Consider the following 26,244-nt stretch of genomic DNA (forward strand, 5'->3'; position numbering starts at 1 on the left):
TTGACAACTTAGTATCTAAAAGACACTATTAGCTCTATTAGTGTCCTTTAGACAATAATTGACAAGGCCCGCACTGGAGAGACCGGTGCTAACAACTACTCACGGAGGATTTCCGCGATGAACCAGTACAACCCAATCCTGAATGTCGACAGCTATAAAACCAGCCACTACCTTCAGTACCCAGAGGGAACCCAGTATGTCAGCAGCTATATCGAGAGCCGGGGTGGCCAGTTCAAAGAGGCTGTTTTCTTTGGCCTACAGGCATTTATCAAGCAGTACCTGACTACGCCGATCAACGCAGAGCACATCGAAGAGGCAGAGGAGCTCTGTCTGGCCCATGGCCTGCCATTTAATCGCGAGGGATGGGAATACATTCTCCAGGAGCATCAGGGTTACCTGCCCATTGAGATTCAAGCAGTTCCCGAGGGCAGCGTTATCCCGACTAGGAATGTCTTAGCCCAAGTAGTCAATACAGACCCTCAGTGCTTCTGGCTAACCAGCTATATCGAAACCGCCCTGCTGCGCGCAATTTGGTACCCCACCACAGTTGCCACCCAAAGCCGGGAAGCCAAAAAGGTCATTCAACGATATTTACTGGAAACTGCTGAGGGTCTCGACTCACTGCCCTTTAAGCTACATGACTTTGGCGCACGCGGTGCTAGCAGCGAAGAGACAGCTGCGATTGGGGGCTTGGCCCACCTGGTAAATTTCCAAGGCACAGACACCATTGCCGCCGTACTCGCCGGCCGCCGCTACTACGCAGCTCCAATGGCCGGATTTTCAATACCCGCTGCAGAGCACAGCACCATGACCAGTTGGGGACGCGAGCAGGAAGCCAAAGCCTATGAAAATATGCTGACGCAATTCAGCGGTGACAACCGTCTGGTCGCCGTAGTGAGTGACAGCTACGATCTTTGGAGTGCAATCGAGAATATCTGGGGCGGTGAATTAAAAGAGAGGGTAGAAAATAATGGCGGCACCCTGGTAATTCGCCCGGATAGCGGCGATCCCGTTGATATAGTCACTCAGACTATTGAGCGCTTGATGAGAATATTCGGAGCAACCATTAATAGTAAAGGTTTCCGAGTACTTCCTGACTTTATTCGGGTGATCCAGGGTGACGGGATTTCTCTACACACCATTGAGGGCATCCTCAGCGCAATGAAGGCCAGAAAACAGAGCGCTGAAAATATTAGCTTCGGTATGGGAGGTGAGCTTTTACAAAAAGTTAACCGAGATACCATGAGGTTCGCCATGAAAGCCAGTGCGGTTCGAGTCGATGGCCTATGGCGGGATGTTTACAAAGACCCCGCCACCGATAGCGGTAAGCGCTCCAAGAGAGGGCGCTTGGCATTAATAAATCGTACCGACGGAACGCCCTACACTATTCGTGAGCAAGATATTGGCGGCCGTAATAATCTGCTGGAAACTGTCTACCGCAATGGGAAATTACTTATAGAACAAGATCTGGAAACTATTCGGGAACGGGCAGTTATTGTTGAGGGTAGAGATATATTGGCTGTTGCCAGTTGAGATAAATTTTTAGAAAATTTTCATCATTAGCGAGCTTGAAATTCGCAAGCTCGCTTCCATCTATATTACTAGCACAACCGATTTTCGAAAATTCCCACGAGAATTAAAATCAATCGACATGAGGATTCAAAAAATCACACTATTAAAGCTCCAGATTTCGTACAAACTTATGATAAGCAGAGCTTTCGCTCAAACGATAGAGCGCTGCAGGCCGACCTTTTTCGGAACGTTTTTCACCAGTATCTACTAACAGATTGGCCTGCTCAATTCGCCTGCGAAATGATTTTTTCTGTATTGGTTTCCCAATTATTGCCTCATGTACTTGCTGCAACTCTGGCAAGGTAAAAGTTTCCGGTAATGCAAATGCAGGCACAATCGTATAGAGCGCTTTTTGAACCAAACGCTCATGGGCACGACTAATAATTTCCTGATGATCAAAAGCCAGAGATAATTGAGATATCTGAGAGTAAGGCAACCAGTCCACACTCGACACAGTATTGATTGCACTTGCACAGCATTGGTGGGCAATCAAGGCAGTATAGGCAACCGTTACCGACCACCCCCGTTTATCCCTGCTGGGCCCTCCAAAAGTATAAAGCTGCTCTAAATAGGGCGGTATAACTGATGTCTTTTCTTTTAGCTTTCGGTTAGCTGTCGCCTCCAGACTATTATCTTCGATTTCAGAGACAAATCCTCCAGGCAAAGCCCACTTCCCTTTCTCTGGGTGAGTAGAACGCTGCACCAAGAGCACCTTGAGTAGACCTTCGTGATAGGTAAATAGAACTGCATCCACAGTAACTAAAGGAGCGTCAAAGTTACGCTTCTCATAGCGAGCTATATAGTCTTCTTCATTCATAGGGAGCGACAAGTATCATTTAGACACTTAGTGTAACTCGAAGGTATTGGCGGGATAAAGTTATTTACTTTCAGGTAATTCTGAGCCATCAATTTCTTCCTGTAGCTTTTCCAAGTCGTCCAGAATTCTCAGGAATTTCTGTCCAAATGCTGTAACGTTATATTCCACCCGGGGAGGAATCTCTGCATAGCTGATCCGCTCCAGTATCCCGAACTCCATATTTCTACGTAAACATTCATTCAGGACCTTGGTGGTCAAACCCTCAACGCTGCGAACCATTTCCCCCGGTCGATTTACCCCTCTAGCCAGAAGCTGATAGACAGTAAGGGACCATTTACAACCATAGATAGTCTCAACCATTCTGGCACTTCTCTTGGGCGGGCGCTTTCGCGTGAGCATATTTTTCTCTGATTTCATCAATACTTACCAAAAAGTAACTAGTACACCATTTTGTGCTTGCTTTTCAACCTGTCCGGTTCTTTTCTAAACTTCACTCACGTAATGAGCATATCTCAGTGAGGAAATAATATGAGTGACTCCACTAAAAGACCAGATTCTGCTGAACAAAAAGAAGTTGCCTTAATCGTTGGTGGTTCCAGTGGTATGGGGCTCGCCATTGCAAACCTGCTGGTGAAACAGGGAATTCACACAGTTATTATTGGCAATAATCTCAACAAACTTGAAAGAGCCCACAACGAATTAACTCAGATGGGCTCTGCAGAAGCACTTCAGGCAGACCTCTATCAACAGGCTGATATCAGCAATATTATCGAATATATAAAATCCAGCAATCATCATTTTAAATACCTGGTAAACGCCGCTGGATATTTTAATCCTACTGCATTTCTTGAACATACTCGGGAAGACTACGACACTTATCTCGACCTCAACCGTGCCACCTTCTTTATTAGCCAGGCCGTAACAAGAAACATGGTTGACAACTGCGGAGGGAGTGTAGTGAATATTGGCTCCATGTGGGCCAAGCAATCCGTAAAGGCGACACCCTCCTCTGCCTATTCAATGGCCAAAGCCGGTTTACATTCGCTCACCCAACATATGGCGATGGAGCTGGCCGATCACAATATTCGGGTTAATGCAGTATCCCCTGCGGTGGTTAAGACGCCTATTTATGATTCCTTTATCGATCCAGGGGAAATAGACCAAGTACTTGCCTCCTTCGATAGCTTTCACCCTATTGGCAGAGTTGGTACCCCCAAGGACATCGCTGATGTCGTAGACTTTCTTTTAAGCGACAAAGCAAGTTGGGTAACTGGAGCCATTTGGGACGCTGATGGCGGGGTAATTGCTGGGAGAAATTAGAATACCAAAACGCCCGGATAGAAGTATTTTATTCGGGCTCAATTTTGAGAAATTCCTGCACTGCAAATCCTGCTAAAGAAATTTTATTTTAATATCCAGAGTAAACCATCAAAACCGCCTAGAGTAGAGAATTAACTTCTAGCACATCACCAATCGTTTATGTATTAATATACTACTAACGGTAAGAAATTTAATAGCATCAACTACATTCTGGTCTGCCTGCGAGTGCCCCTCATCTTTTTCAAAAAATCTAATAAGCTTTTTTTGATCTAGAAATGGCATATCTAGAGTCTCACGGCTATGGATAATATCCTTCATATACTCATGAAGTTTCTTGTTTTTCTTATCTGTAAGAGGCGGAGTCCATAGCGGTTGTTTTTGCTTCTTGTAGGCCCTGTCTGTTAACACCGACTTCATAGCCTCTCGCAATACATATTTCTCAGTTAATCCTCGAATTTTATATTTTTCTGGCAATACTGATAGATAGTCTACTAAGTGGTGGTCAAGAAATGGTTGGCGACCTTCAATCGAGTGAGCCATTTCTGTTCTATCACCCATCATTGTTAAGACAAAATGAGGAAACATAGACTTGGTAAAAGTATACAAGCTTTTAGATAAAACAGGTCTATTTTTTAATACAGACATGCCACCTAAATTTTCCATGAGAGTATCTGCAATCTGATTGTTCTTTATATAATCAGCATAATCTTTACAAAATAATGGAAATATTTTTATACCCATATCCATAAAACTCTGCATCCAATTTGGAAAGAAACCAAGGGCAGACTTCACTACCCTTGACTGATGCAGTCTCGCAGAGGACATAAAAACTCCATCAGAAACAGGGTCGCCACTCTCCAAATCTTTTAGAATCAATTCTTTTTCTTCCTGGGGAAGATCTTCTAAGTAATTCTCGATAAAGTCTTGCCTAAACCAACCGTAACCAGCAAAAACCTCATCAGCCCCATCCCCAGTTATTACGACTTTATACCCTAGATCTCGGACAGCCCGACTAAGCACATATTTAGTAATAGCGTTCCCATTGAAGAACATTTTTTCACCGATGTAGGCCGTTTCTTCAAAACAGGAAACCAATATATCGCCATTAATTTCAACTGGATGATAATTACTCCCCGCATATTCGGTCATGGACCTGGCATCGGATGATTCATCATAAGTCGGGTGGTCAAAAGACAAGGTGAATGCATCTATCGGCTTGTCAAGCATGCTCTGAGCAATTCCTAAAACAGAGGATGCATCTAATCCTCCACTCAGGTAGCAAGCAACTGGCACATCAGCTTTGAGTCTTAACTTAATCGCCTCAGTGAATCTTTTTCGCACTTCGCTTATAACTTCTTCTTCTCTAAACTGAGTCTTTCTTTGCTCAACAATAGTAGGGAAATAGAGATCCCAATAAAGATGGGTCGAAAATTGCAGATCATCCAAATAGGCAATACCGTAATGACCAGGAGGTAATTCAAAAATATTAATAAATGAGCTAGCAGCAGGAGTATGCAAGAAACTAATTTCCTGCCAGTAAGTATGAGGGTTCCACTCTACCGGCAAGCCAAGGGCTTTTAAGGCCTTAACTTCTGATGAAAAACTTAAACATCCATCTGCCCAGTAATAAAAGAGAGGTTTTATTCCAAACCTGTCTCGAGCAGAGAATATTAGTTTCTTCCCTCTATCGTACAGTACGAAAGAAAACTCTCCTCGAAGATAGTCCAGGCAATAAACACCATACTCTTGATAAAGAGCAATCAAAATTTCACTATCCGACTGCGTGAGAAAACTATATCCTCGTCGAATAAGATCATTTTTTATTTTCACATAATCATAAAACTCACCATTAACAATACAAATTATTTCCCCGTCACTGCTCAACAGAGGCTGCTGACCACCCTCTAAGTCAATAATACTGAGCCTTTTATGCGCCAGCCAGGCTCGGCCATCACCTGATGACCAGAATCCCTCACCGTCTGGTCCTCGATGGGTAAGGGTCTGTAGTGCACGAGAGATCTGTTCCCGGCTATACGTAGCAACAATAGAGAATACCCCTAGCAGCCCACACATTTGACTGCCTCCCCAGTATCGATCAAAGGACTGTCTCAGATTAGCAAAAAAGAGCTTCGCGCCATTCTCACGAAAAAGAGGTCAAATGACTCTGCATTAAGGAATTGTATTAAATAAAGATATGAGGTTGATATTCAGGGTCGAACTTACACTTCACTAGACGAGTTTGACCAGCTAAACTAACAAGTTTATTTGGATTTACATAATCATAGCCATATATTCAAATCGAAGCCCCATACCCTTTCAAAATGGGCCGCCGATAAATATACAGTGCATTCTTGAGTTCCAGATTGTTAAATTCAGAATTTTCACTTTACATAGAAATCGGACCTTTAAACACTCTAGAAACAGTATTAAACCTTTTCGCGGGATTATTCATAGAATATTCCTCACATCCGAACTCCAACATTTAACTTAAAGCACCCCATCAAATTTATGGCATATATATTACAGCGAGCAAGTGTATTTTTACTTTCCTTGCTTTTCGGTTTATCTGGCATCAAACCAAAAATAAGCTTCTATGGAAACTTTTAAAAACTCGCAAAACTATTGAGCAGAATAGCTCTCTTGTAGATACCTTACTACCAGAACTTGATAACAAGCTCAGACTTCAAGAGAGCTATAAATTTTAAAGATATCCTTTTCTTTCACTATCCAGCTAAGTTTTAGCTAAAATTCTAGATATATTGCTGCTCTAGGAAAATCTTTTGATTTACCTGAGCAGCCTAAAATCTATACTTAGAATAAAGATATCTAAAATTTACATTGTGCGTATTCCGTTCGGTCTAGATTAATGATAACAATACCATTTAAACTCAAACAACTAGCTTTATACGTAAATATAAATTATACAGCCTAATTAATAAATATAGACCGCTCCTGCATTTTCAGCTTCATTGCTCTCAGGGTTTGCGAACAAACCGCTATCCGCTCCATCCTCACCGTTCGCCCCTACTGCTAAACTAGCTCCATCTCCACTTAGCGCAACAGAGCCACCAAAATGGTCTCCCGAGTCTGTGTTGCTCGCCTTAATATAAGCTTCACTAGACCAGTCTACGCCATTAAATAAATAGGTATAAACTGCTCCTGCTCTAGTTGAAGATTCGTCTGTACTATCTCCGAACAATCCTTGGCTATAGCTTTTCTCTCCCCATGCTCCCACGGCGATAAAACTGCCATCATCACTCAGGTTTACCGCCTCTCCAAAGTAAGCCGATACATGAGGATTGGAAGCTTTCAAATAGGCAGTTTGCTCCCAAGCGTTTTCTTTTCGAGAAAAAATGTAGGCAGAGCCACTGTTAGATCCACTTTGTAATGGGGCGCCAACTGCTAGAGTTTCCCCATTACCACTTAAATTGAGCGCAAATCCAAACCAATCACCAGCGACAGGATTACTAGCCGATATCTTACTATCTTCCACCCAGGATTCACCATCCAACTGGTATAGATAAACGGAACCTGCCTCTGCATTGTCAGCATAAGCCCCAACTGCGAATGAAGCCCCGGCATCATCAAGGCTTATCGAAGAACCAAAACCTAACCCCTCAGAACTATCAGCAGCCTTAATGTAGGCATACTGTGACCAACTTCCCTCCTCATTACGGAACACATATACCGCTCCAGAATCTTCAATAGAATCGCCATCAAGACCACCATCTTCACTGGGTGCGGTTACTGCTAAAGTAGAACCATTCCCACTAAGGCTAAGGGCATAGCCAAATAGGTCATTATTTCCTTGATTGTCTGCTTGAAGTCGGGCGCTATGGACCCAACCTTCATTACTTCGGGAAAAAATATGAACAGCGCCCGCAGAAAAATTATCATTTTCCCCGTTCTCCTTGAATGCCCCTACTGCAAGCGTATAACCATCATCGCTAAGACTCAATGCAGTTCCAAACTCTGCAGCTTCTTGAGGATCTGGAGACTTAAGATAGGCTTGCTGTGTCCATTCGCCATCTTCCCGACTAAAAATATAAACTGCACCTGAATCAGGTGTCAGGTTATCCTCTTGGTCACCACCGCTATCTTCGCGAGGAGCACCTACTGCAAGCAGGTTGCCATCATCGCTAATTGCTAGATTCCAACCAAACTGATCGTCAGCATCCGTATTACTGGGTTTAAAATAACCGATACTGCCTATCACATCCTGATCAATCGCTACTGCATCAGAATCGATACATCTCTGATCATCGCAGGTTTGCAATAAGTATTGGGCATTAAGCTTTTTGAATAAAGGCACCACTAATTCAATGCGCTCTTCTTTTGGCGTAATGGGATTTCCAATAGGTTCAAACCCAGAGTGCCCATCAGCATTTTCAAACAACTGATAATAAGTTGCCCCAGAAACATCGCTCCAGCGAAAGGTTAGCGTTTTAGGTTTCTCATAATAGACCGCCATCGTAGCAGCTGTAAGCTCGCCACCTGTGTCTGGATCATCTCCCCCGCTCGAAGATCCATTACAACCTGAAAGATAGACACTGAACATCAAGATTGCTAGGTTAATATTAAATTTCACTATATGCTTTCCTTATAGGTCATCGTATCATTTTTCAAAACTCTCTCATCCTTAGCCCTTAATTAGATATGATTTTTATTGTCAACACGAAAATACAGACTATTCTCGCATCGCCTTAGCACTAAAATATCTCCAACAAGAACCACTGCGAGAAGTAAAATTAGAATAAACTTCGAATATATTCGTAAATAAACATCCCCTTTTATAGATTTATGTTTGATTCTCTTTTAGAGCCTTGACAGGATTAAGGGCTCAGACTGCTTTATTAACTTGCCAATTAAGACTTAGAAATTCATTCTTGAATTCACAATAGCCAATTAACCAGCATGAAAAACATATAAAGCAAACACTCAGACGAGCAGACATTATTATGTATATTTTATTTGTTCAGCAGCCGGCAGTGATAACTACTAAATAAGGTGCAAAAAACTTATCAACGTCTATACTATTTATCTTTTATTATTGGGTTTGCGCCAATTATCCTGCACACCAAATGGAGCAACCGACCAATACAAAATCAATAGCAACACCTATAAACATAACTTATTAATTTAACCTATAAACTATCACCCTTCACATTACAGCCGAGACTTTATAAGGCACCTATAATGAAACTGCTATCTAAACATTCTGATACTTTTAAGCAGCCTACAAGATTCAACTGACAGAGTGAACTTTTTTTAATAAATATATTTTCATCCTCCAAATTAGAACAATAGGCCCAACTAAAAGTCTTTAATGGCTAGACATCTGTCCGAACTTGAGGGTACGTTTTCATAAAGAAATGTGACTAAAAATTTCTTAGCAAACAAAAATACGAATAGCTTTTAGAAATTTTAAACCAGATATCCCACATGATTACACAAAATAAATCGATGAAGAGATGACAGCTTAACAATTTTCGGGCGTCAAAATTAAGAAGTGTGAGCTTCTGTCCATTTAGATAATAGAGTAATACTTTTATCGTATCTCATAATTTTTATACATGAAAGCAGTTTAAAAATATGTGGCAGTCATTTCTTGCAACAAAAATCTGTGAGTATTTCAATATTTATTTGGAGCTCAAACTATTAGATACTCAACTACTCTTCCAGCTCGCTCTGCACGTATTTTTCGAATCCACAGCCTCATCCTGGGTTTACTAACTCCCATGGCCTCGCAATATTCATTCATTATATATTTTTGGTTGACTATCGGTTGTACAAGCTCCTGTTGGCACTTGGAGAGAGAAAACACCTCTTTCACAACTTGATCTTATTGAGTGTAATGCCACCAGCAGCCAAATTTAATATGACGATTCCTTTTACAACATCTAGATAAATCATAGCCCTATTAAGGCATGATTTAAGATTAACCTTTGGAGTCACCCCTATTACTAATTGAATTTGGTAAAACCAAATCCACTGGTTTTCTTGAATTGACATAATCACGGAATTCGGGAGCTACATATTCAGAGCGCAACTCCCATATCCTTTTAAAAGGTTCCATTGATAAGTATGCTGTATATTGACGAGTCATTGAGTCCCAAATAGTAAAATCGAGTCTGTTTGCCTTGTATTGGAAATAAGCTTCTTCCCAGATCTTAAAAAAACGATATACAAAACCAATGATCCTTAAAGTATCGGCACTCGACAAAGAATCAAAATCCTTCATCGCCTTCGCAAAGATGTCTGCCATTGGTCCGTCACAAATTGCTGCTACAGCTTCTCGATGAGCAATGGATATCTCATGCATAGAAGCGATCTTCGATTCTTTATTCTGAACTCTTATTAAAGCGGCAAGATAGACTAAAGATGCGACAACCGCAAAGGCACCAACAAGCTCACCAACGGCACTTAATGTATCCCACAGCATACTCAAAATTTAATCTCGTCAAGCAGGCATTAATTATATAACTTTTGATGCTGTCGCTTTAGACTTTCAAAATACCCAACACTGCTAGCCTTACTATTGAGACATTATATAGGCACTTGTCACATGGTGCTTATTTCATCTTTTAAAAAATTTAGACTATAGGTAATTAGAAATGACAAAATAGTAAAACCAATAGAATGGATTTGTGCACTTCTTTTTTATCGAAAAAATCACATAGATGCTAAGGCTATATATTTTCGTATCAATGAAGTTATCTGTTTTAAATAAGTATAATGCTAAAACAAGAAATTTAAACTGAAGGAATTAAATAATATGCAGCTGAATTAGCATCCATTAAGCTGAATAACTGATACAACTTCTGAAAGAGAGATAGAGCCCCTCAAAAGGAAGAGCGCTCCATATTAATCATATGCATTGATCTGTTGCCTTAGTACACTAAGGCAACACCAATACCTATGTTAGAAAGCTTAACCCACTTCAGCCAGATTCCCTTTACTTTCCAGCCATTGCTTGCGATCCCCAGCACGCTTCTTGGCCAATAACATATCCAAAAGCTGGTTGCTATCATCACCGGTATCGATATAGAGCTGTACGAGACGTCGGGTATTGGGATCCATCGTAGTTTCACGCAATTGCATAGGATTCATTTCTCCCAATCCCTTAAATCGGGTTACCTGAATCTTGCCCTTTTTCTTTTCTGCACTGATACGATCAAGGATGCCCTGTTTCTCAGCTTCATCCAATGCATAATAAACGTCTTTACCGATATCAATTCGGAACAGTGGGGGCATGGCCACATAGACATGACCGTTAGTAACCAACGGACGGAAATGACGCAAGAAAAGCGCGCATAACAGCGTGGCAATGTGCAGGCCATCCGAGTCGGCATCGGCGAGGATACAGACCTTGTTGTAACGCAAGCCTTCCAGGTTATCGCTGCCCGGGTCCACACCGAGGGCTACAGCAATATCATGTACCTCCTGGCTAGCGAGAATTTCCCCTGAGTCAACTTCCCAGGTATTCAGGATTTTACCGCGCAGCGGCATGATAGCCTGGAACTCCCGGTCTCGCGCCTGCTTGGCGGAGCCACCGGCCGAATCACCCTCCACCAGAAAGAGTTCGGAGCGCGTGGTATCGCCACTGGAGCAGTCTGCCAGCTTGCCAGGTAAGGCCGGTCCCTGAGTAACTTTTTTACGTGCAACTTTTTTCGCGGAGCGCATGCGCTTCTGTGCATTGCCAATACACAGTTCCGCCAGTTTATCGCCCTCTTCCGTATGCTGGTTCAGCCACAAGCTGAATGCATCTTTGGCGACACCGGAAATAAATGCGGTCGCTTCACGGGAGGAAAGTCTTTCTTTTGTCTGGCCCGAGAATTGGGGATCAGCCAGTTTGGCAGAGAGAACGTAAGAACACTGGCTCCAAATATCTTCTGGTCCCAATTTAATTCCGCGCGGTAGCAGATTGCGGATTTCACAGTATTCGCGCATTGCTTCCAGCAGGCCGGCCCGCAAACCGTTAACATGGGTACCGCCCTGGGCGGTGGGAATCAGGTTTACGTAGGATTCAGCGGTGACCTCTCCGCCCTCTGGCAACCATTGGACCGCCCAGTCTGCCGCCTCAGTGGTAGCTGCAAAACTACCTACAAATGGTTCTGCTGGCAGTACTTCCCAGCCCTGATTTGCAGCGGCCAAATAGTCCTTGAGGCCATCTTCGTAATACCACTCATCGGACTCGCCATCCTGCTCATTGATAAACGTAACCGTGAGACCCGGGCAGAGAACCGCCTTGGCACGCAGAAGATGTCGCAAGCGCACCACTGAAAATTTGGCGGAATCAAAATACTTGGGGTCAGGTAAGAAGCGAACACTGGTGCCTGTTGTGCGCTTGCCGCACTCACCTACTACTTCCAGGTCGGAGGCCTTTTCTCCATCCTTAAAGCCAATGCGATGAACTTTGCCATCTCGCTGGATAGTAACCTCCAGTACTTTTGAGAGGGCATTAACCACCGAAACACCAACACCGTGAAGGCCGCCGGAGAATTGGTAATTGTCATTGGAAAACTTACCGCCGGCGTGCAGAGTGGAGAGGATAACCTCTACACCAGGCCGTCCCTGCTCGGGGTGGATATCGACAGGCATACCGCGGCCGTTGTCGCTGACAGAAAGCGAGTGGTCCTTGTGTAACACCACTTCAATTTTCTTGGCATGTCCGGCCAGGGCTTCGTCGACACTGTTGTCGATTACCTCCTGAGCCAGGTGATTTGGGCGTGCGGTATCGGTATACATCCCGGGGCGCTTACGCACCGGATCTAGTCCCGTGAGTACCTCAATATCTTCGGCGGAATAATTAGCCATAATTCTTATTGATTACTGCTCGTTAAATAGAAATTCGGTGATAGGGTCGCAATAGCGTGCGAACTCCTGGAAACTATGATCGCCACCGTCTTCAATGGTCTGGCGTTGCCCTTGGTAGAAATCCTGCGCATCGCGATAATCCAGAACTTCATCCCCGCGCTGGGCAAGTAACCAGTAGCAACTCTGCAACGGCTTCTCCAATTCAGCCTGTACCCGCTGCATGGCATCTACATCAACCTGGGTAAGACGGAATTCCTCTTCTTCACCGCTATAGGGTTTTAAAACCTTCCCCACATAGGCTGGAATAAAGCGCGCGGGGCGCACTGCGGGATTTATCAGTACAGCGGGCAATCGGAAGCGCTCACCAAGGTAAGTGCACCAAAAGCCCCCCATAGAACTCCCCACCAATCCAATGGGTCCCCTATCGGACTGCCGAAGGAGATCCTCCACAAGAGCCACCAAAGATTTCTGCGCCTCCTCTGTATAGGGAGGAATCTGCGGTGCACAGAAGGTAACATGCGGGTATTGGGCCTGGAGCCGTTCTCGCATCAACTGGCATTTGAAGGACTGTGGTGATGAAAGGAAGCCGTGCAGATATATCAGCACCGGCCTTCCCTGAAGATCATTAGTTTGCATATGCGGTGATTATAGCGCCCATATCGTCAATCGGGGGCGCTATGTAACCAGAAGCCTCAAACCGTGTGGGAATCACAGCAATGTGCGATTCAAACTGGCAAAAACCCGCCCCATATCTACACGCATATCAGACCAGAAAGTAACACTGGTAAAGCGCTCCAAGCGTCCACCCGGGCCATAGGCACCAAAGTTCTCACCGATATCGCGGCGATCCCGGAAGCGCATCACTGCATTGCCTTCTCGATCATAAAGAGTTCCAACCAGTACGCCATAGGCACTCTGCTCGGTGTAGACGCGCCAGGTCCAGGGAGAGGGGTCCAGTGGCGCAGCTACCGAAAATTTCTCCAGGGATAAGGACAATGTGTAATCTGCCTCTTCCTGCTCCTCTGCTACCACGCTGTTACGCGGTTCGAGAAACTTCTCGGCAAAGGTTTTGACCAACAGTGCATTCATCTGCTGTAGGTCCCTATCATCCAGCTCGTAATCTTTCTCTCTGTAGCGGGTGCGTGGCAACGAAGAAAAACGCTTGGTGTAGTCAATTTGCACAGGGGCAATAAACACTTTGGAGCCGCTCATATCAAAAGCAAAGGCCGCGGCAACTTCATCCAGCGAGCTGGATCTGGGAACCAAACCTTGGCTATCCTCCTGTTCAGCCAACTTTGAGTCCCCCACCTTACTGGGATCATGAGCACAGGCACCGACTAATAACGCCAAGCCAATGAGCGGTAAAACAAATATTCTGTTCATTATTATTCCTCACTTCCCGATGTTATCCACTTAGCGGACGGAGTAGCTGCAAAATACGCATGAAATGAGGGGCAGTAGCGCAAATAAAACCCCAGTACCTATTAGCGTATTTTATCAACTGTCAAATACTACTATTGATTCTGGTATGCCCCATTAAACAAATATCATCAATGATCATAAGTCTGGGGAAATTTCATTGTACGGTCAGAAGACAAAAAAGATAACGGTAAGTTCGTAAAGGGAGGCTTTACAAATAAAGGCGAGCTAGAAACTCTTAAATAACACGACAGAAATCCCACAAAGTGGGACTTCAAAAAAGTAGGCACATTTCAAGGAGAGGTGACTCAGTAGCCGGAAGACGCAAAATCGACAGAGTATTTTGAAACCTCAACCCGTTCGACCCCGGTTTTATAGCTACCGTCATCATATAAATCGAACCAACGATATCCCGGCATCTCGTCGTCTACAGCAAAAGGCCCACTACCCGGAGTAAATTGTACAGACGTGGAAGGTGTCGCATGTAAGCCGACCCGACCCTCATGATTATCAAACTGCTGATGTACATGGCCCCACACGAGCGCTTTGACTTGGGGCGCTATGGATACCATTTGCAAGAATTGCTCACGTCCATCTCGCAACATATGGCCATCAATCCACTTACTACCCACCTGTACCGGTTGGTGGTGCATCATGATCATTACCGGGTGTTCCCGGGTTTCCCAAAGCAGCAGCTGCAAACGCTCAAGCTGAGCTTCGCTGAGACCGCCACATATCTGGTTTTCAACACTGGTATCAAGAAGCAAGAGGCGCCAATTTCCTAGGGCAACCACTTCTGTACAGCGTTGTGGGGCCAGCTGTTTCATACGAGAGCTTAAGTCGTGATTCCCCGGTAGCCAATACCAAGGTTTCTGCACCCTGCGCATTTTCTGAAGAAACCGGCGGTAAGAGGCCTCGGCCCCATTCGCGCTAATATCTCCTGTCGCCACCAGCAGCTGCGCTGCCTGCTGCCTGGAAACGATTGCGGACAGTACCTCATCCAAAGTATGACCGGTATCCAAACCCAGTAGTTGATAATCCGGCCGGCTGCCAATGTGTGGGTCTGTTATTTGGATCAGACGATATGAATTGGTCTTATCGGACCTGCTAGGCTCATTGTGCTCGCGAATCACTTGCTCACCTTGTAATCACATCCATGTGTTCTACCGCAGAATTAAATTTTTCGGCCATCCAGCACTAATTGAAATTCTGCGCGACCATTTGCAAGACAGTACTCAAGCCACTCACCGAGAAAACGGTTGGCCTGAGGCCTCTCATCTGCGCGCTGCATACGGGAATTTGGGTAAGCGATATCCACTCCTTTACCACCTACCGGTCCACAGCCATTAACTGCTATCACCTCTGCCATCCGCGCATCGTGATAGAGACGAGCGGTCAGGTTAGGAGATGCCAGCCAGTGGCTTTCACTGAGATTTACCTCTGCGTCCAGTGACACTTCTGTGGTGTACCTGGATCTCGCTACCACTCTCAGCTTTAAGCTGCCACCAGGGATTTGATAGCACCATTGCTCTCTCTCTGAAAGCTCAGGTAGCAGCCTCAGTAGACGTAGGTAGTTAGCGTCGCAGTCGGCATGATAAGACGGTAAATCGACGCGATATACTGCTTTACCGTTGCCATTTGGCGACATTTTCATCTGCCTGCGCTGGCGCGCACCTACCTCACGTACTAGAGCCATTATCAACACTCCAATTCATTTGCCGCCGTGACTTACATCTCAGTTTACCTTTTGTGCGGGTAAAGTAGCGCAAAGAGCTGTGACCGCTCAGGAGGGTGGCGTCATATGAGTAGACTGCTTCCGATTTAACTCTAGCCACTGCACCGAAATCAGTGTGGTGGCATTGTCTATCGGGTTTTCTCCCGGGCCGTAATTCCCCCGCATCGCATCTACGACGTTCTGCCTCGGGAATACCCGCAAACGGATATCCTCATTTTCCTCAGCCAAGCCGAATACGCCCTCGGCCTGCTCCAAATCTACCAGGGCACAATACAGATGTATCCGCTCCGAGCTGCCCCCTGGGCTGGGGATATAACTGTGGATAAAATGCAGGGCGTCCACAGTACATCCAGACTCTTCCAACACCTCTCTGCGCGCTACATCCTCCAGACTCTCCCCTTTCTCCACCATACCGGCTACCACTTCAAGACACCAAGGCCCTGCTGGGCGCCCCAGGGCACCAGTGCGGAATTGCTCGGTAAGTGCCAACAGGTCCCTGACAGGATCGTAAAGTAAGACTCCAACGGCCTCTCCGCGCTGAAACAGTTCCCGCTCTATTTCATTGCTCCAACCCCCGCGAAACAAGCGGTGGCGCAATCGCAGGCGCACCATAGTGAAAAATCCCTTAAACACGGTTTCCCTGGAAATTATGTCTACCGAATCAGCGGTGAACTCCGGGTTTAAATCAGTTCGACTGTTATCTTGTGGCATGGTTCGTCTTTCCCTAGGTTTCGGTTTTGCCGCGCTGCTTCCGCGACAAGACCGGGGTACCAGCTGTTATACTCTGCGCCCACCGTACCAGCCGCTGACTGCAGAGGCTATCCGGGTTTCCGTGTTGAATTTCGAGAGTACACAACATGAGAGTGCTGAATATCGCCTATCAGCAGCTACGGCGCTATGGCAAGACAAGGGTTAGCTGGGCACAAAAGCTCACCTTCGGCCTGATTAAAAATGACCACTACACCCAAGTGTTCAGCGACCGCGATATCGCCGCGTTTGAGGCACCCTTTGGTATTCGCGACCTGGGTGTAAAAAAGGCGAACCGACGCTTGATGGAAACTGTCGAGGCCTTTGAGCCAGACCTGATCATCGCAGGCCACTGCGATATGATCACTAACGACACCCTGAAGGCCATTAAGCAACGCCTGCCCAATTGCTTTATCGCTCACTGCAATAATGATCCCCTCTTTGTTCCCAGCAATGTCGAGCGAATCAAATACCGCGCGGAAGTCACCGATGCAGTATTTGTATCTACTGGGCGAAGAGAACTGAAAATATTTGAGGGCTTTGGTGCTCGTGTTTATCACATGCCGAACCCGGTTGAACCCTCGATTGAAAATCTCAATAACGCTGAACGCACAGATTTAGCTATCGACCTGCTTTTCTGCAGTAACAGCAATAATTTCACCAAGCGTCTGCAAATGGTTAAAAACCTGAAAGATGCATTGGGGGATTCGCTGAACTTTAAAACCTATGGCAGCTTCGGCGAGGCTCCCGTTTGGGGCCGCGACTACGACCACGCCCTATCTCAAACCAAAATGGGATTGAATTTCAATCGCCAGGATACCCATTACTGGTATTCCTCAGCACGTATGGCGCAGTTGGCGGGCAACGGTATTTTGCAGTTCACCAGTGATAAATTACATTTTGACGACTTGTTGCCTGCTGAGAGCGTCGTTTATTTCTCCGATGAGCAGGACCTACTGGAAAAAATCCGCGAATTTAACGGTGACGATGCCAAGCGACGTGCCTGGGCCGCACGGGCCAGAGAATTTTTCCACAATGAAATGAACTCGAAGCTCTACGCTCAGTACATTGTCGAAGCCACAAGCTTACTGCCTTTTAGCCACGACTATGCTTGGGCTCAAGATATCAATCTGGATGGCACACTCAGGTAGTGTTGCACCCACTCTATTCGATCAGATGCAATAGATTATGAGTAACAACCCAATTCGAGTCGCACAGATACTCGCCGGTGCTGAGCACGGTGGTGCTGAGAATTTCTTTGTGCGTCTCGTCAGTGGATTAAATCCCCGCAGCGAAATTACAGAAAAAGCGTTTATTCGCAACCACGATCACCGGGTACAGGCACTGCGTAGCAACAGTGTTGAAACCGAAGGTTTTAAGTTTGGTGGCAAGCTGGATTTTCTCGGCCGAAAAAAATACCGGGATGCCCTGAACCAATGGCAACCGGATATCGTGATGACTTGGATGGGGCGTGCCACTTCAATCACCCCCAACTCTGAAAAATACCGGTTGGTAAGCCGCCTAGGGCACTATTACAACCTGAAGTATTACCGTCACGCAGATTATTGGATCGGCATCAGCAAAGGTATCTGCCAGCATTTAAGGGACGGAGGCATCCCCAAGGATAAAATTTTCCATATCCCCAATTTTGCCGATGAGACACCAGTTAATCCGCTGCCTAGAAACAGCTTCAATACTCCGGAAGACCGGCCCCTGATCCTGGCTGCAGGCCGCCTGCATATCAATAAAGGGTTCGACACCCTCCTGCATTCACTCACCCAGGTTCCCAATGCCACTTTGTGGCTCGCCGGTAGCGGTCCCGAAGAGAGTAAATTGAAATCTCTGTGTCACCAGCTTGGCCTGGAGGAGAGAGTACGCTTCCTGGGTTGGCGCAACGATGTCACCACGTTAATGCGCACTGCGGATATGTTCGTGTGCCCTTCTCGACATGAGGGCCTGGGCTCTATTGTGATGGAGTCCTGGGCCCATCGCTGCCCTATAGTGGCGACGGACTCTCAGGGCCCTGGAGAAGTGATTACCAATGGCAAAACCGGTCTGATTACCCCTATCGATAATGCCGATGAACTGACCAAAGCCATGAAGTCCGTTATCGAGTCGCCGGAATTGCGCCAAAGCCTGATCGAAAATGCGGCTGAGGAGTACGCAACGACTTATGCGAAACAGGTTATCGTCGACTCCTATATCGATCTATACGAAAACCTGATGAAGAAAGGGCGCTAGCGGTGAATGGCAGCCACCGAATACCCGGTGGCTGCTAAATCGTATTTTTCGTTTCGTGCCAAATCGTACTTATTGATAGGCCGGGGGCAAATCCCGCAAAAGAGCGCTAACCCCATTGGCGATCAGTCGTTGACGCTGCTCAATACTATCGGGGCGTGTTAACAATTCGCTGGCTCTCCCCCCCCAAATCACAGCCCCGCCCGGGCGCCCAATACCCACACTCATAATCACCAAGGGGGCATCTGTCAGGGGCGGTAGTTCCACCACATCCTGTGGCGCATTGCTATCAAACTGTTTGTCCCAGCTGGGATCCCGGGTATCACCGGAGAAAAACTCATCGACTACCGCAACCTGGTAATCCACCACCATATCCGCATCCTGGTCCTGGGAGACTTGGCGATATCCTCGTTGCTGTAACTCTGCGGCAACGGTATCCCGCATTTCTTCATCCAACTCCACCAGCTGGGCAGAGGCATCTTCTGAGCCACTCAACGGCGCTACCCCCCATTTATACGTGGCAAAGGCAACCGGTGGCTCCCCGGTAGCGGCTTTTTCAACCTGTATCTCCTGGCAACTCGCCAATACCAAGATACTCAGCAAGCCTGTTAATAAATAGCGCATAAAAACTCCTACATTCCCGTACTTATTTTACTGGTTCGACCGTGCCGTAAAGTTCTATCTTAGGACTCCAGGTATACCACTTGGGTTCAGCTTTCGGGTAGAGAGGGAAATGGCTGCCCGACTCCACTTCAAATCCCATAAAAGGGGCTTCTGGCGTGGCAAATGCGATCCCCCCCTGCAACAGGGCCTGAGCCGATTCTGTGTTGATATTAAGCCCACTTTTCAGACCGAAATTCACATCGACGCCACTGGCATTCCAAAACACCGTGTGCTCTCGCACCAAGGGCTGGTATTGGGGTTCGATATGAACATAGATATACACTCGATCAGCATACTCCCCCAAGGAAAAACCTGTAACCTCTCCCACTTTTACCTGGCGGTAATAAACCGGACTCCCTGCCACCAGAGATCCTCGCCTCGCAGCATCCAGAATAATTCCCAGTCCAGGGCGAGTAAAAGTTTCTGCAAGATCCTCTTCCGGTGCCTGTTCCAAAGCGTAAAACTTTGTCTGTGGATCTCCTAAGCCAGGCTCAAGCGCCAGGTAGCGCCCTGTAATCAGGGTATCCAGATGGGCAATCTTATCGATGCTAATTTGCGGGGAAACCACCCATATACGTGTGCCCTCCCGAGCAAACTGCTCTCCGCGATGATAAAGCTTGGCCCTGGCCCACACCTCGCCCAAAGAGCGATCGAGTCTCAGGCGAGTAATCTCTCCAACTTGTACCCCACGGTAGCGCAACGGTGCTCCAACTCTCAGCCCCTCGGCACTGACAAGGCTGACTTGAATTTGTATTCCCCCCTCCATAGCCGCTTCCCGACTGCTGAAAAGAGGGAACTGGTCTCCATTTTTTGCCTGCCCGCCTTTTCCAAGGTCTTCCCGGCGTATGCCAAAGGCGATACCGCCACGCAGGAGTGACATCAGAGAATCTGCCTCCACTTCCACCCCCTCGGTCAAGCTTGCTGTTGCCCGCAATCCGCTCACATTCCAGAACCGAACGCCTTCCTGCACAAAGTGGGCATAGCGGGGCTCTATCACCACATAAACCTCTACCCCCTCGCCATCCCTACGCAATTCCATTCCCTGGACTTTTCCTACCTCTATACGGCGAAAATAAACCGGCGCGCCCCGCTGCAAAGACCCGGGATTGCGTGAAGTGAGGCGTAAATGCAGCCCCGGCACACGGGGGTCCATCGGTGGCGCAGAGGTTCGCGCAGTGAAATTGCGCTGGGAGCGCTGTCCTTTGCGCAAATCTACTTCTATGCGATTACCTTGGATTAAATCGTTTAGTCCGCCAGTAAAATCGAAGCTCGGGGGGGCTAGCCAAAAACGTGTATTTTCGGTGAGCAATTCATCCGTTGTCGGATCCATCAGAACTTTGACTTCCATACCATTCAAACGGCGGTTTGCCTTGGTCCCACTGACTTCCCCTACCTGTATGCCCTGGTAGTAAACCTTCGTAGAATCCGGAGTAACATTCACCCCCTGATCGAAATTTAACGTCACTGGAATTCCCGCATCTGCTGCGGCAAAATTTTTATATAACTCAAACTCACTGCCATTTACAGCGAGTGGAGACTGACGTTGATTTTCCGGGGTATAAAAACTTACGCCCCCGGCAAAAAGTGCTGCCAGGGATTCTAAATTGACACTGATACCGCTAATACCGCCTTCAATAGAGATCCCTGAACTATTCCAAAAGCGGCTGCCCCGATGAACCAGATAGGCATATTCCCGACGAATAAATAATTCGATACTGACTTCAGTTCCGTTTCGATCCAAACGGTAATCCGCTACCTGACCAACTCGCAGCTGACGATAATATACTGGCGATCCACGACTTAAAGAGCCCAAACGACGGGACTGCAAAACAACACGCAAGCCATCCCCACGGATAAATGCAGGAGGCTGATCCAGGGCAACAAAGTTGCGTTTGCGCTTACCACTACCTGATTCAACGGCAATATAATTGCCAGAAAGTAGTGTTTCCAAGCCGCTAATTCCGGTAATAGATAACTCGGGTTTTACTACCCAAAACTCAGTGCCCTCTACCAATAAATATTCTGCACTGCGATTTAAACTAACTTCGGCCAGAACGCCATCGGCTCCATTCAGCTCTTTCGCATTAGGTACAAGGCGCACATCCTGGACCATACCAATATCGACCCCGGAATATTTGACCACCGTTTTTCCTTTTACCAGGCCGTCGCCAGAATGAAATAAAATAGTGGCTTTAACGTCTCCCTCTGACAAATCCTGATAGAGCAACCAGAGAGCAATCAGCCCCGCGATCAAAGGTAAAATCCACACTAGGGGTAACCCCCTGCTTGCGCGCACTACTCCCCGCTGAGCGCCTCCATCCAAGCGAGACGCATCACTCGTATCCTGCGGGGGCAGCTCATCAGCCATTTTCTGCGGCGCTCCTATGAGCCGTTTCTGGCTCTACTGCAGACTCATATAAATCTCCGTCATAGGCATCCCAAATTAAACGGGAATCGAAAGTTCGTGCCGCCAACATGGTTACCACTACCACAGAGGCAAAAGCTGTCGCACCAGCTCCAGCAGTTACCTGGGAAATAAATCCCATATCCACTAGCGACACCAAAATTGAAATCATAAATAAGTCTAAGAGTGACCAGCGCCCGATGCCGGAAACTACTCGATATATTTTCATGGACTGAATGGGGTCGAAGGACAGGCGCAACTGAATTTGGATCAGGAGCAATCCCAATCCCAGTAGCTTCATCACAGGAACTGCAATACTGGCAACAAAGACAATTAAAGCTATTCCCCACATTCCCGAGTTATAGAGTTGCATGACCCCGCTAATGATAGTGCTGGGATCACCGGCACCTAAATAAACTACCGTCATTATCGGTAGCACATTGGCAGGTAAAAGCAATAAAGTGCCAGTAATCGTCAGAGCCCAAGTTAACATTAAGCTTCCTTCGATTCTGCTGTGTACTCTCGCTCCACAGCGCGGACATCGGCAACGACCATTTTGGGGAAGAATAATTAATTGATGACAGCACAGGCAGCTGGTTAAGCCTTTTTTTAAACCTTTATTTGGTACGCTATTCACAAGCTTGTCCCTTAAGCGCACGACGCTGTGCTAAGCGGTGCCAAATTGCTGTTTGGTCAAAACTCAGGGAAGAGAGATTTGCCAGTAGCATCATGGCACCAAAACAGTACAGACCAGGTTCTACCTCCATCTTGCCCAAGTCCCGTAATTTAATCAGGGCTACCAAAATTCCGAGCATATAGACATCGAGCATGCCCCACTCTTTTAAGTGCTGGTAAAAACGAACAGCATTGGATACCGGCCGGTCAAGCCAGGCCCAAGCACTGCCCCAACAAATAAATAACAACAGGGCAAATTTACCTACCGGAGCCAGAACGCTACAGAAAAGCACCAGTGCCGAGAGCCAAATAAACCCCGCCTTGAAAAGAGAGTAAACGCCATTAAGCAATGTACTTTCTGCACCAAATGAGAACAGGGAAAAGTCGAGTAATGGCAAGCTGACAGAGGGAATAAACAGTAATAGGCCGGTTAGACTGAGAGCCAGTGTGTAGTAAATACTATGATTGCCATTGCGATGCAAAGTACAGCGACATCGGGGGCAAATTAGCTTTTGTCCCGGAGGCGCCAAGCCGCCGGTTAAAAGTAGATCGCATTCGTGACAGACCCTCTGCCAATCGGTCAGCACTGCGTTGCGCTCCTCATTCATGGACAGTCAGTCCTTGCCTTATTCTGCACAATTTTTGCCGCATCCAAATGCTTATGAGGCGCGTCTATTGAAATATAGGCCCTCAACCTTATTCAATGGGCCCGTGTTATTGCCAAAAAATTACCGATAAACGCACATAGATGTCGGTTTAACGAAGATATAGCAAAAAGCCGATTGCCGTCTCGACGGTCGGTTTGACCCCGGGTAAACTCTCGCGACTGCTATTGGGGAGACTGGCAATATTAGTAATAACCGCAAGCTGGAGCCCTCTATATCCCCACTACATGACATCAGCTCCAAATAACTTGCAAAAGCTTGAAGACCGTACCCTCCACAGGAAGTCGAAACAGATGAAAAGAAGTAACCGCACAGAGCCGCAAGGCCGCAAGTTGCGTCCGCTGAAAAAACTAATCGCCGCTACGCTGCTGGGCCTGGGCGCCATGCAGGCGCAAGCCGACACCCTGTGGGATATCTATACACAGGCCCTGGAGAATGACCCTCAACTAGCAGCTGATCGCGCTGCTTACCACGCGGGTATCGAGGCCAAATATCAATTCCGCGCATTCCTGCTTCCTCAAGTGGAGGCTAACTACATAGCCGAGAGAAGCCATCAATATAGCGCTTCAAACAACTTCCAACTTGTAGATGTAAGTGAAGAGGGTGAACCGGAAGATATACAGCTAATTAACTTCAGACCCAGAAGCAGTAAATCTGTACAAGAAAGGACTTATGCCGCCACTCTAAACCAAGCTATTTTTGATGCTCCAGCCTGGTTTGATTTCCAACGCGGCAAGATGCTTACCGAACAAGCAACGGCTGAGTTCAGTGCCAATCAACAGGGAATGATACTTCGTGTTGCCACAGCATATTTTGACGTATTGCGAGCATACGATGTTCTCGAAGCAGCTATTGCTGAAGAGCAGGCTCTGGCCAAGCAGTTAGAGCAGACGCAACAGCGCTTTGAAGTCGGCCTCACAGCTATTACCGACGTCTACGACTCCCAAGCGGCCTATGACAGCTCTGTCGCCCGCCGCCTTACCGCCCAGGATGACTTGCTCAGCAACTTTGACGCCCTGTCTGTTTTGACCGGCGGTTATCACGACGAAGTGGCACCTTTGGTTGCCAGCTTTAAGGTAACGCCACCTGTTCCATCCGATCGTGCTGATTGGGTTGAGTTTGCCTTGGCCAATAATTTTGTTTTGAAGGCGGCGCGCCTTGGATCGGATGCAGCCCGTTACAATGCCCGTGCAGTGGCCAGTGAGCACCTTCCCACAGTCACCGGAACACTGGCTTATTCGAACTTTAGCTCTGATGGTAAGCAGAGGGTCCGAACTACTGATGTATCTGGAACTCAGTTCACCAGATTCCCAGAAGATACTGAGTCATGGGAGTCATCAGCAGCGGTTACAGTTTCCATGCCTCTATTCACCGGGGGCCTTCTCAGTGCCAATCGCCGCCAAGCCCGCAACCAGGCTTTCGAGGCCCAGGACCTGAGCATACTGACAGAGAGAGATACAATACAAACCACCCGCACCCTACACCGCGCCGTAGTCACAGATGTATCCCGAGTGTCCGCCCGTGAGCAAGCCGTTATCTCTGCTAAAAGCGCCCTGGATGCCACCCAAGCAGGATATGAAGTAGGCACCCGTAATATTGTTGATGTACTGCTGGCACAGCGCACACTGTTCCAGTCGCAAACCGATTATGCCAACTCCCTCTATGACTACATTCTAAATTCACTGAGCTTAAAGCAAGCTGCAGGACTCTTATCCCCTAAAGACCTTCAGGATCTGGATATGATGCTGAATCCTACAAATAATGTCTCTCGCGTAGAGGAAACTGGAGGCACCAGCCTTCCAGCACCTTCGAAGTAACTGCGTATACGATCTACCAGAGAGCAGGATTTTTATTCTCTCTCTGGTCTTCATTTTGTGTAGCCAGCCGCTCCACTTCGCCCAGTAAGCGCTGCAAAGCACCACTATTTTCTGAAGCTACTTTTTTCGCTCTCTGACCGGCGGCTTTTCTTTGCCCCACATCTTCCAGCCAAGCCTGAACCTGTGAAGCCATCGATTCACTGTCTTCGACTACAACCATGGCTCCAGCCTCCTGTAACAAACTGGATACAGTAGCGAAGTTATGCAGGTGGGGACCGGAAATAACTGGTACACCCCAGGCAGCGGGTTCAATCATGTTATGGCCACCAACAGAGGCCAGGCTACCTCCCACAAAAGCAATATCACTGGCCCCATAGAAGCACAGTAACTCCCCCATGGTGTCTCCCAGAATAACCTCATCACTAGCTTTAACGGCTGTGCCTTCACTCCTTCGAGCCAAGGCAAAGCCACGCTCCCGACACAAGCGAGCAACACTATCAAAACGCTGGGGATGCCTGGGCACCAGCACGAGTAATAGGTCTCTATATTCTTTCTTTAAAATAGAGAAAGCTTCCAGGACCACCTCATCTTCACCCACATGGGTACTAGCCGCCAGCCATATAGGCCTGGAAGCCCCCCCCCGCCACTGGTGCGCCAGCGCCTGGGCTTCACTAGCCAGTCCCATATCAATACTGAGGTCAAACTTGATATTGCCGTTGGCTACTGCTCTATCCGCTGGTAATCCCAAATCGATAAACCGCTGCATATCCGCAGGGTATTGCGCAACAACACGATCCAGGTTACTCAACATTGTTCGACTCAAAGAGGGAAAACGCCCGTAACCTCGTGCAGATTTTTCACTGAGACGTGCATTGGCCAATAAAATTGGGATCTTCCTGCTCGAGCAGAGCTTGAGTAGGTTGGGCCAAAGCTCAGTCTCTATAATCACCAATGCACTCGGGCTAAGCGCATTGAGAAATGGCACCAGGCATTCAGGGAGATCATAGGGGAGGTAATAGTGAAGTAAGCGGCCACCAAGAATTGGCTGCAGGGCTTCCTTCACCCGCTCAGACCCGGTTGGAGTTGTAGTCGTTACCAGCCACTGCCAGTCTGTATGCCGCGCAGCCAATTTAGAGATCACTGGTACGGCGGCTAGGGTCTCCCCTACAGATACAGAATGGACCCAGATTAACGGTGCACGGCTGTGCCTTTTGGGAACCTGACCCAGACGCTCTCTTAAACGCAACCGATAGGCCGGCTGACTACGCCCTCTCCACCAGAGACGTAAAAGGACAACAGGTAAAAACAGGCGGAAGAGCCAGGAATAAAATATTTGCATGAAGCAGGGATCACCT

General features: G+C 47.1%; 21 protein-coding genes. 5 read left to right on the forward strand and 16 right to left on the reverse strand.

From position 1 onward, the window contains the following. The first annotated feature begins 117 nt into the window (after nucleotides 1-117). The gene (locus ACJJII_RS03985; protein ID WP_444918373.1) at nucleotides 118-1,533 is read left to right on the forward strand and encodes a nicotinate phosphoribosyltransferase; all 1,416 of its coding nucleotides are present in this window, start codon (nucleotides 118-120) and stop codon (nucleotides 1,531-1,533) included. A gap of 142 nt (nucleotides 1,534-1,675) precedes the next feature. On the opposite strand, the gene ACJJII_RS03990 is transcribed toward ACJJII_RS03985, so the two are convergent. Both ACJJII_RS03990 and ACJJII_RS03995 read right to left on the reverse strand, forming a co-directional pair. Then, nucleotides 1,676-2,389: an NUDIX hydrolase gene (locus ACJJII_RS03990; RefSeq protein ID WP_444918374.1), complete on the reverse strand. Its 714-nt coding sequence runs from the start codon at nucleotides 2,387-2,389 to the stop codon at nucleotides 1,676-1,678. 60 nt (nucleotides 2,390-2,449) lie between these two features. After that, nucleotides 2,450-2,806, reverse strand: coding sequence for a winged helix-turn-helix transcriptional regulator (locus tag ACJJII_RS03995; protein WP_444918375.1), 357 nt, complete (start codon nucleotides 2,804-2,806; stop codon nucleotides 2,450-2,452). Nucleotides 2,807-2,917: 111 nt separating this feature from the next. On the opposite strand from ACJJII_RS03995, the gene ACJJII_RS04000 reads away from it, so the two are divergent. Further along, entirely contained in the window at nucleotides 2,918-3,709 is a 792-nt protein-coding gene (locus tag ACJJII_RS04000; RefSeq protein WP_444918376.1) for an SDR family NAD(P)-dependent oxidoreductase, read from the forward strand. Nucleotides 3,710-3,847: 138 nt separating this feature from the next. Here the strand turns inward: ACJJII_RS04000 and asnB are convergent, their stop codons facing one another. From asnB to ACJJII_RS04045, 9 genes are all read right to left on the reverse strand, one after another. Then, nucleotides 3,848-5,782 (reverse strand): asparagine synthase (glutamine-hydrolyzing), encoded by a 1,935-nt coding sequence (gene asnB, locus ACJJII_RS04005; protein WP_444918377.1) that lies wholly within the window; start codon nucleotides 5,780-5,782, stop codon nucleotides 3,848-3,850. 859 nt (nucleotides 5,783-6,641) lie between these two features. Beyond that, entirely contained in the window at nucleotides 6,642-8,297 is a 1,656-nt protein-coding gene (locus tag ACJJII_RS04010; RefSeq protein WP_444918378.1) for a histidine kinase, read from the reverse strand. A 1,350-nt stretch (nucleotides 8,298-9,647) separates the two neighbouring features. Next, nucleotides 9,648-10,157: a hypothetical protein gene (locus ACJJII_RS04015; RefSeq protein ID WP_444918379.1), complete on the reverse strand. Its 510-nt coding sequence runs from the start codon at nucleotides 10,155-10,157 to the stop codon at nucleotides 9,648-9,650. 482 nt (nucleotides 10,158-10,639) lie between these two features. Beyond that, nucleotides 10,640-12,526 (reverse strand): DNA topoisomerase IV subunit B, encoded by a 1,887-nt coding sequence (parE, locus tag ACJJII_RS04020; protein ID WP_444918380.1) that lies wholly within the window; start codon nucleotides 12,524-12,526, stop codon nucleotides 10,640-10,642. Nucleotides 12,527-12,538: 12 nt separating this feature from the next. After that, a complete protein-coding gene (locus tag ACJJII_RS04025; RefSeq protein WP_444918381.1) occupies nucleotides 12,539-13,132 on the reverse strand; it encodes a YqiA/YcfP family alpha/beta fold hydrolase in 594 nt (197 codons plus the stop codon). Nucleotides 13,133-13,234: 102 nt separating this feature from the next. Further along, nucleotides 13,235-13,909, reverse strand: coding sequence for a hypothetical protein (locus ACJJII_RS04030; protein WP_444918382.1), 675 nt, complete (start codon nucleotides 13,907-13,909; stop codon nucleotides 13,235-13,237). Between the two features lie 344 nt (nucleotides 13,910-14,253). Continuing rightward, nucleotides 14,254-15,078: a 3',5'-cyclic-AMP phosphodiesterase gene (gene cpdA / locus ACJJII_RS04035; RefSeq protein WP_444918383.1), complete on the reverse strand. Its 825-nt coding sequence runs from the start codon at nucleotides 15,076-15,078 to the stop codon at nucleotides 14,254-14,256. Between the two features lie 41 nt (nucleotides 15,079-15,119). Beyond that, nucleotides 15,120-15,641: a DUF1249 domain-containing protein gene (locus ACJJII_RS04040; protein WP_413663544.1), complete on the reverse strand. Its 522-nt coding sequence runs from the start codon at nucleotides 15,639-15,641 to the stop codon at nucleotides 15,120-15,122. A gap of 87 nt (nucleotides 15,642-15,728) precedes the next feature. Then, nucleotides 15,729-16,391 carry an NUDIX domain-containing protein gene (locus ACJJII_RS04045; protein WP_444918384.1) on the reverse strand — a complete coding sequence of 221 codons (663 nt, stop codon included), beginning with the start codon at nucleotides 16,389-16,391 and terminating at the stop codon, nucleotides 15,729-15,731. Nucleotides 16,392-16,537: 146 nt separating this feature from the next. Between ACJJII_RS04045 and ACJJII_RS04050 the strand changes: the two genes are divergently transcribed. Beyond that, nucleotides 16,538-17,578, forward strand: coding sequence for a glycosyltransferase family protein (locus ACJJII_RS04050; RefSeq protein ID WP_444918385.1), 1,041 nt, complete (start codon nucleotides 16,538-16,540; stop codon nucleotides 17,576-17,578). A gap of 37 nt (nucleotides 17,579-17,615) precedes the next feature. Beyond that, a complete protein-coding gene (locus tag ACJJII_RS04055; protein WP_444918386.1) occupies nucleotides 17,616-18,668 on the forward strand; it encodes a glycosyltransferase in 1,053 nt (350 codons plus the stop codon). A gap of 69 nt (nucleotides 18,669-18,737) precedes the next feature. Here ACJJII_RS04055 and ACJJII_RS04060 read toward each other — a convergent pair whose 3' ends face one another. The 4 genes from ACJJII_RS04060 to ACJJII_RS04075 all read right to left on the reverse strand — a co-directional run bounded on the left by ACJJII_RS04060 (nucleotide 18,738) and on the right by ACJJII_RS04075 (nucleotide 23,015). Then, a complete protein-coding gene (locus ACJJII_RS04060) occupies nucleotides 18,738-19,289 on the reverse strand; it encodes a DUF4136 domain-containing protein (RefSeq protein ID WP_444918387.1) in 552 nt (183 codons plus the stop codon). Nucleotides 19,290-19,311: 22 nt separating this feature from the next. Next, nucleotides 19,312-21,696, reverse strand: a complete 2,385-nt coding sequence (locus ACJJII_RS04065) for a PqiB family protein (protein ID WP_444918388.1) — start codon at nucleotides 21,694-21,696, stop codon at nucleotides 19,312-19,314. Further along, a complete protein-coding gene (locus ACJJII_RS04070; protein WP_413663550.1) occupies nucleotides 21,689-22,225 on the reverse strand; it encodes a paraquat-inducible protein A in 537 nt (178 codons plus the stop codon). Before ACJJII_RS04070 ends, ACJJII_RS04065 begins: the two co-directional genes overlap by 8 nt. A 136-nt stretch (nucleotides 22,226-22,361) precedes the next feature. Continuing rightward, complete coding sequence (locus tag ACJJII_RS04075) at nucleotides 22,362-23,015, reverse strand: paraquat-inducible protein A (RefSeq protein ID WP_444918389.1); 654 nt, start codon at nucleotides 23,013-23,015, stop codon at nucleotides 22,362-22,364. A gap of 350 nt (nucleotides 23,016-23,365) precedes the next feature. On the opposite strand from ACJJII_RS04075, the gene ACJJII_RS04080 reads away from it, so the two are divergent. Beyond that, nucleotides 23,366-24,889: a TolC family outer membrane protein gene (locus ACJJII_RS04080; protein ID WP_444918390.1), complete on the forward strand. Its 1,524-nt coding sequence runs from the start codon at nucleotides 23,366-23,368 to the stop codon at nucleotides 24,887-24,889. A 13-nt stretch (nucleotides 24,890-24,902) separates the two neighbouring features. On the opposite strand, the gene waaA is transcribed toward ACJJII_RS04080, so the two are convergent. After that, entirely contained in the window at nucleotides 24,903-26,228 is a 1,326-nt protein-coding gene (gene waaA / locus ACJJII_RS04085) for a lipid IV(A) 3-deoxy-D-manno-octulosonic acid transferase (RefSeq protein ID WP_444918391.1), read from the reverse strand. Between the last annotated feature and the right edge of the window lie 16 nt (nucleotides 26,229-26,244).

This window comes from Microbulbifer maximicatervae (SeqCode), from assembly GCF_052467825.1.

Coding starts and splice junctions, on each gene's coding strand:
- ACJJII_RS03985 (WP_444918373.1), top strand. CDS start 118: ATGAACCAGTACAACCCAATCCTGAATGTCGACAGCTATAAAACCAGC.
- ACJJII_RS03995 (WP_444918375.1), bottom strand. CDS start 2,806: ATGAAATCAGAGAAAAATATGCTCACGCGAAAGCGCCCGCCCAAGAGA.
- asnB (WP_444918377.1), bottom strand. CDS start 5,782: ATGTGTGGGCTGCTAGGGGTATTCTCTATTGTTGCTACGTATAGCCGG.
- ACJJII_RS04055 (WP_444918386.1), top strand. CDS start 17,616: ATGAGTAACAACCCAATTCGAGTCGCACAGATACTCGCCGGTGCTGAG.
- waaA (WP_444918391.1), bottom strand. CDS start 26,228: ATGCAAATATTTTATTCCTGGCTCTTCCGCCTGTTTTTACCTGTTGTC.
- ACJJII_RS04070 (WP_413663550.1), bottom strand. CDS start 22,225: ATGTTAACTTGGGCTCTGACGATTACTGGCACTTTATTGCTTTTACCT.
- ACJJII_RS04080 (WP_444918390.1), top strand. CDS start 23,366: ATGAAAAGAAGTAACCGCACAGAGCCGCAAGGCCGCAAGTTGCGTCCG.
- ACJJII_RS04030 (WP_444918382.1), bottom strand. CDS start 13,909: ATGAACAGAATATTTGTTTTACCGCTCATTGGCTTGGCGTTATTAGTC.
- ACJJII_RS04000 (WP_444918376.1), top strand. CDS start 2,918: ATGAGTGACTCCACTAAAAGACCAGATTCTGCTGAACAAAAAGAAGTT.
- ACJJII_RS04040 (WP_413663544.1), bottom strand. CDS start 15,641: ATGGCTCTAGTACGTGAGGTAGGTGCGCGCCAGCGCAGGCAGATGAAA.
- ACJJII_RS04045 (WP_444918384.1), bottom strand. CDS start 16,391: ATGCCACAAGATAACAGTCGAACTGATTTAAACCCGGAGTTCACCGCT.
- parE (WP_444918380.1), bottom strand. CDS start 12,526: ATGGCTAATTATTCCGCCGAAGATATTGAGGTACTCACGGGACTAGAT.
- ACJJII_RS04050 (WP_444918385.1), top strand. CDS start 16,538: ATGAGAGTGCTGAATATCGCCTATCAGCAGCTACGGCGCTATGGCAAG.
- ACJJII_RS04065 (WP_444918388.1), bottom strand. CDS start 21,696: ATGGCTGATGAGCTGCCCCCGCAGGATACGAGTGATGCGTCTCGCTTG.
- ACJJII_RS04075 (WP_444918389.1), bottom strand. CDS start 23,015: ATGAATGAGGAGCGCAACGCAGTGCTGACCGATTGGCAGAGGGTCTGT.
- ACJJII_RS04060 (WP_444918387.1), bottom strand. CDS start 19,289: ATGCGCTATTTATTAACAGGCTTGCTGAGTATCTTGGTATTGGCGAGT.
- ACJJII_RS03990 (WP_444918374.1), bottom strand. CDS start 2,389: ATGAATGAAGAAGACTATATAGCTCGCTATGAGAAGCGTAACTTTGAC.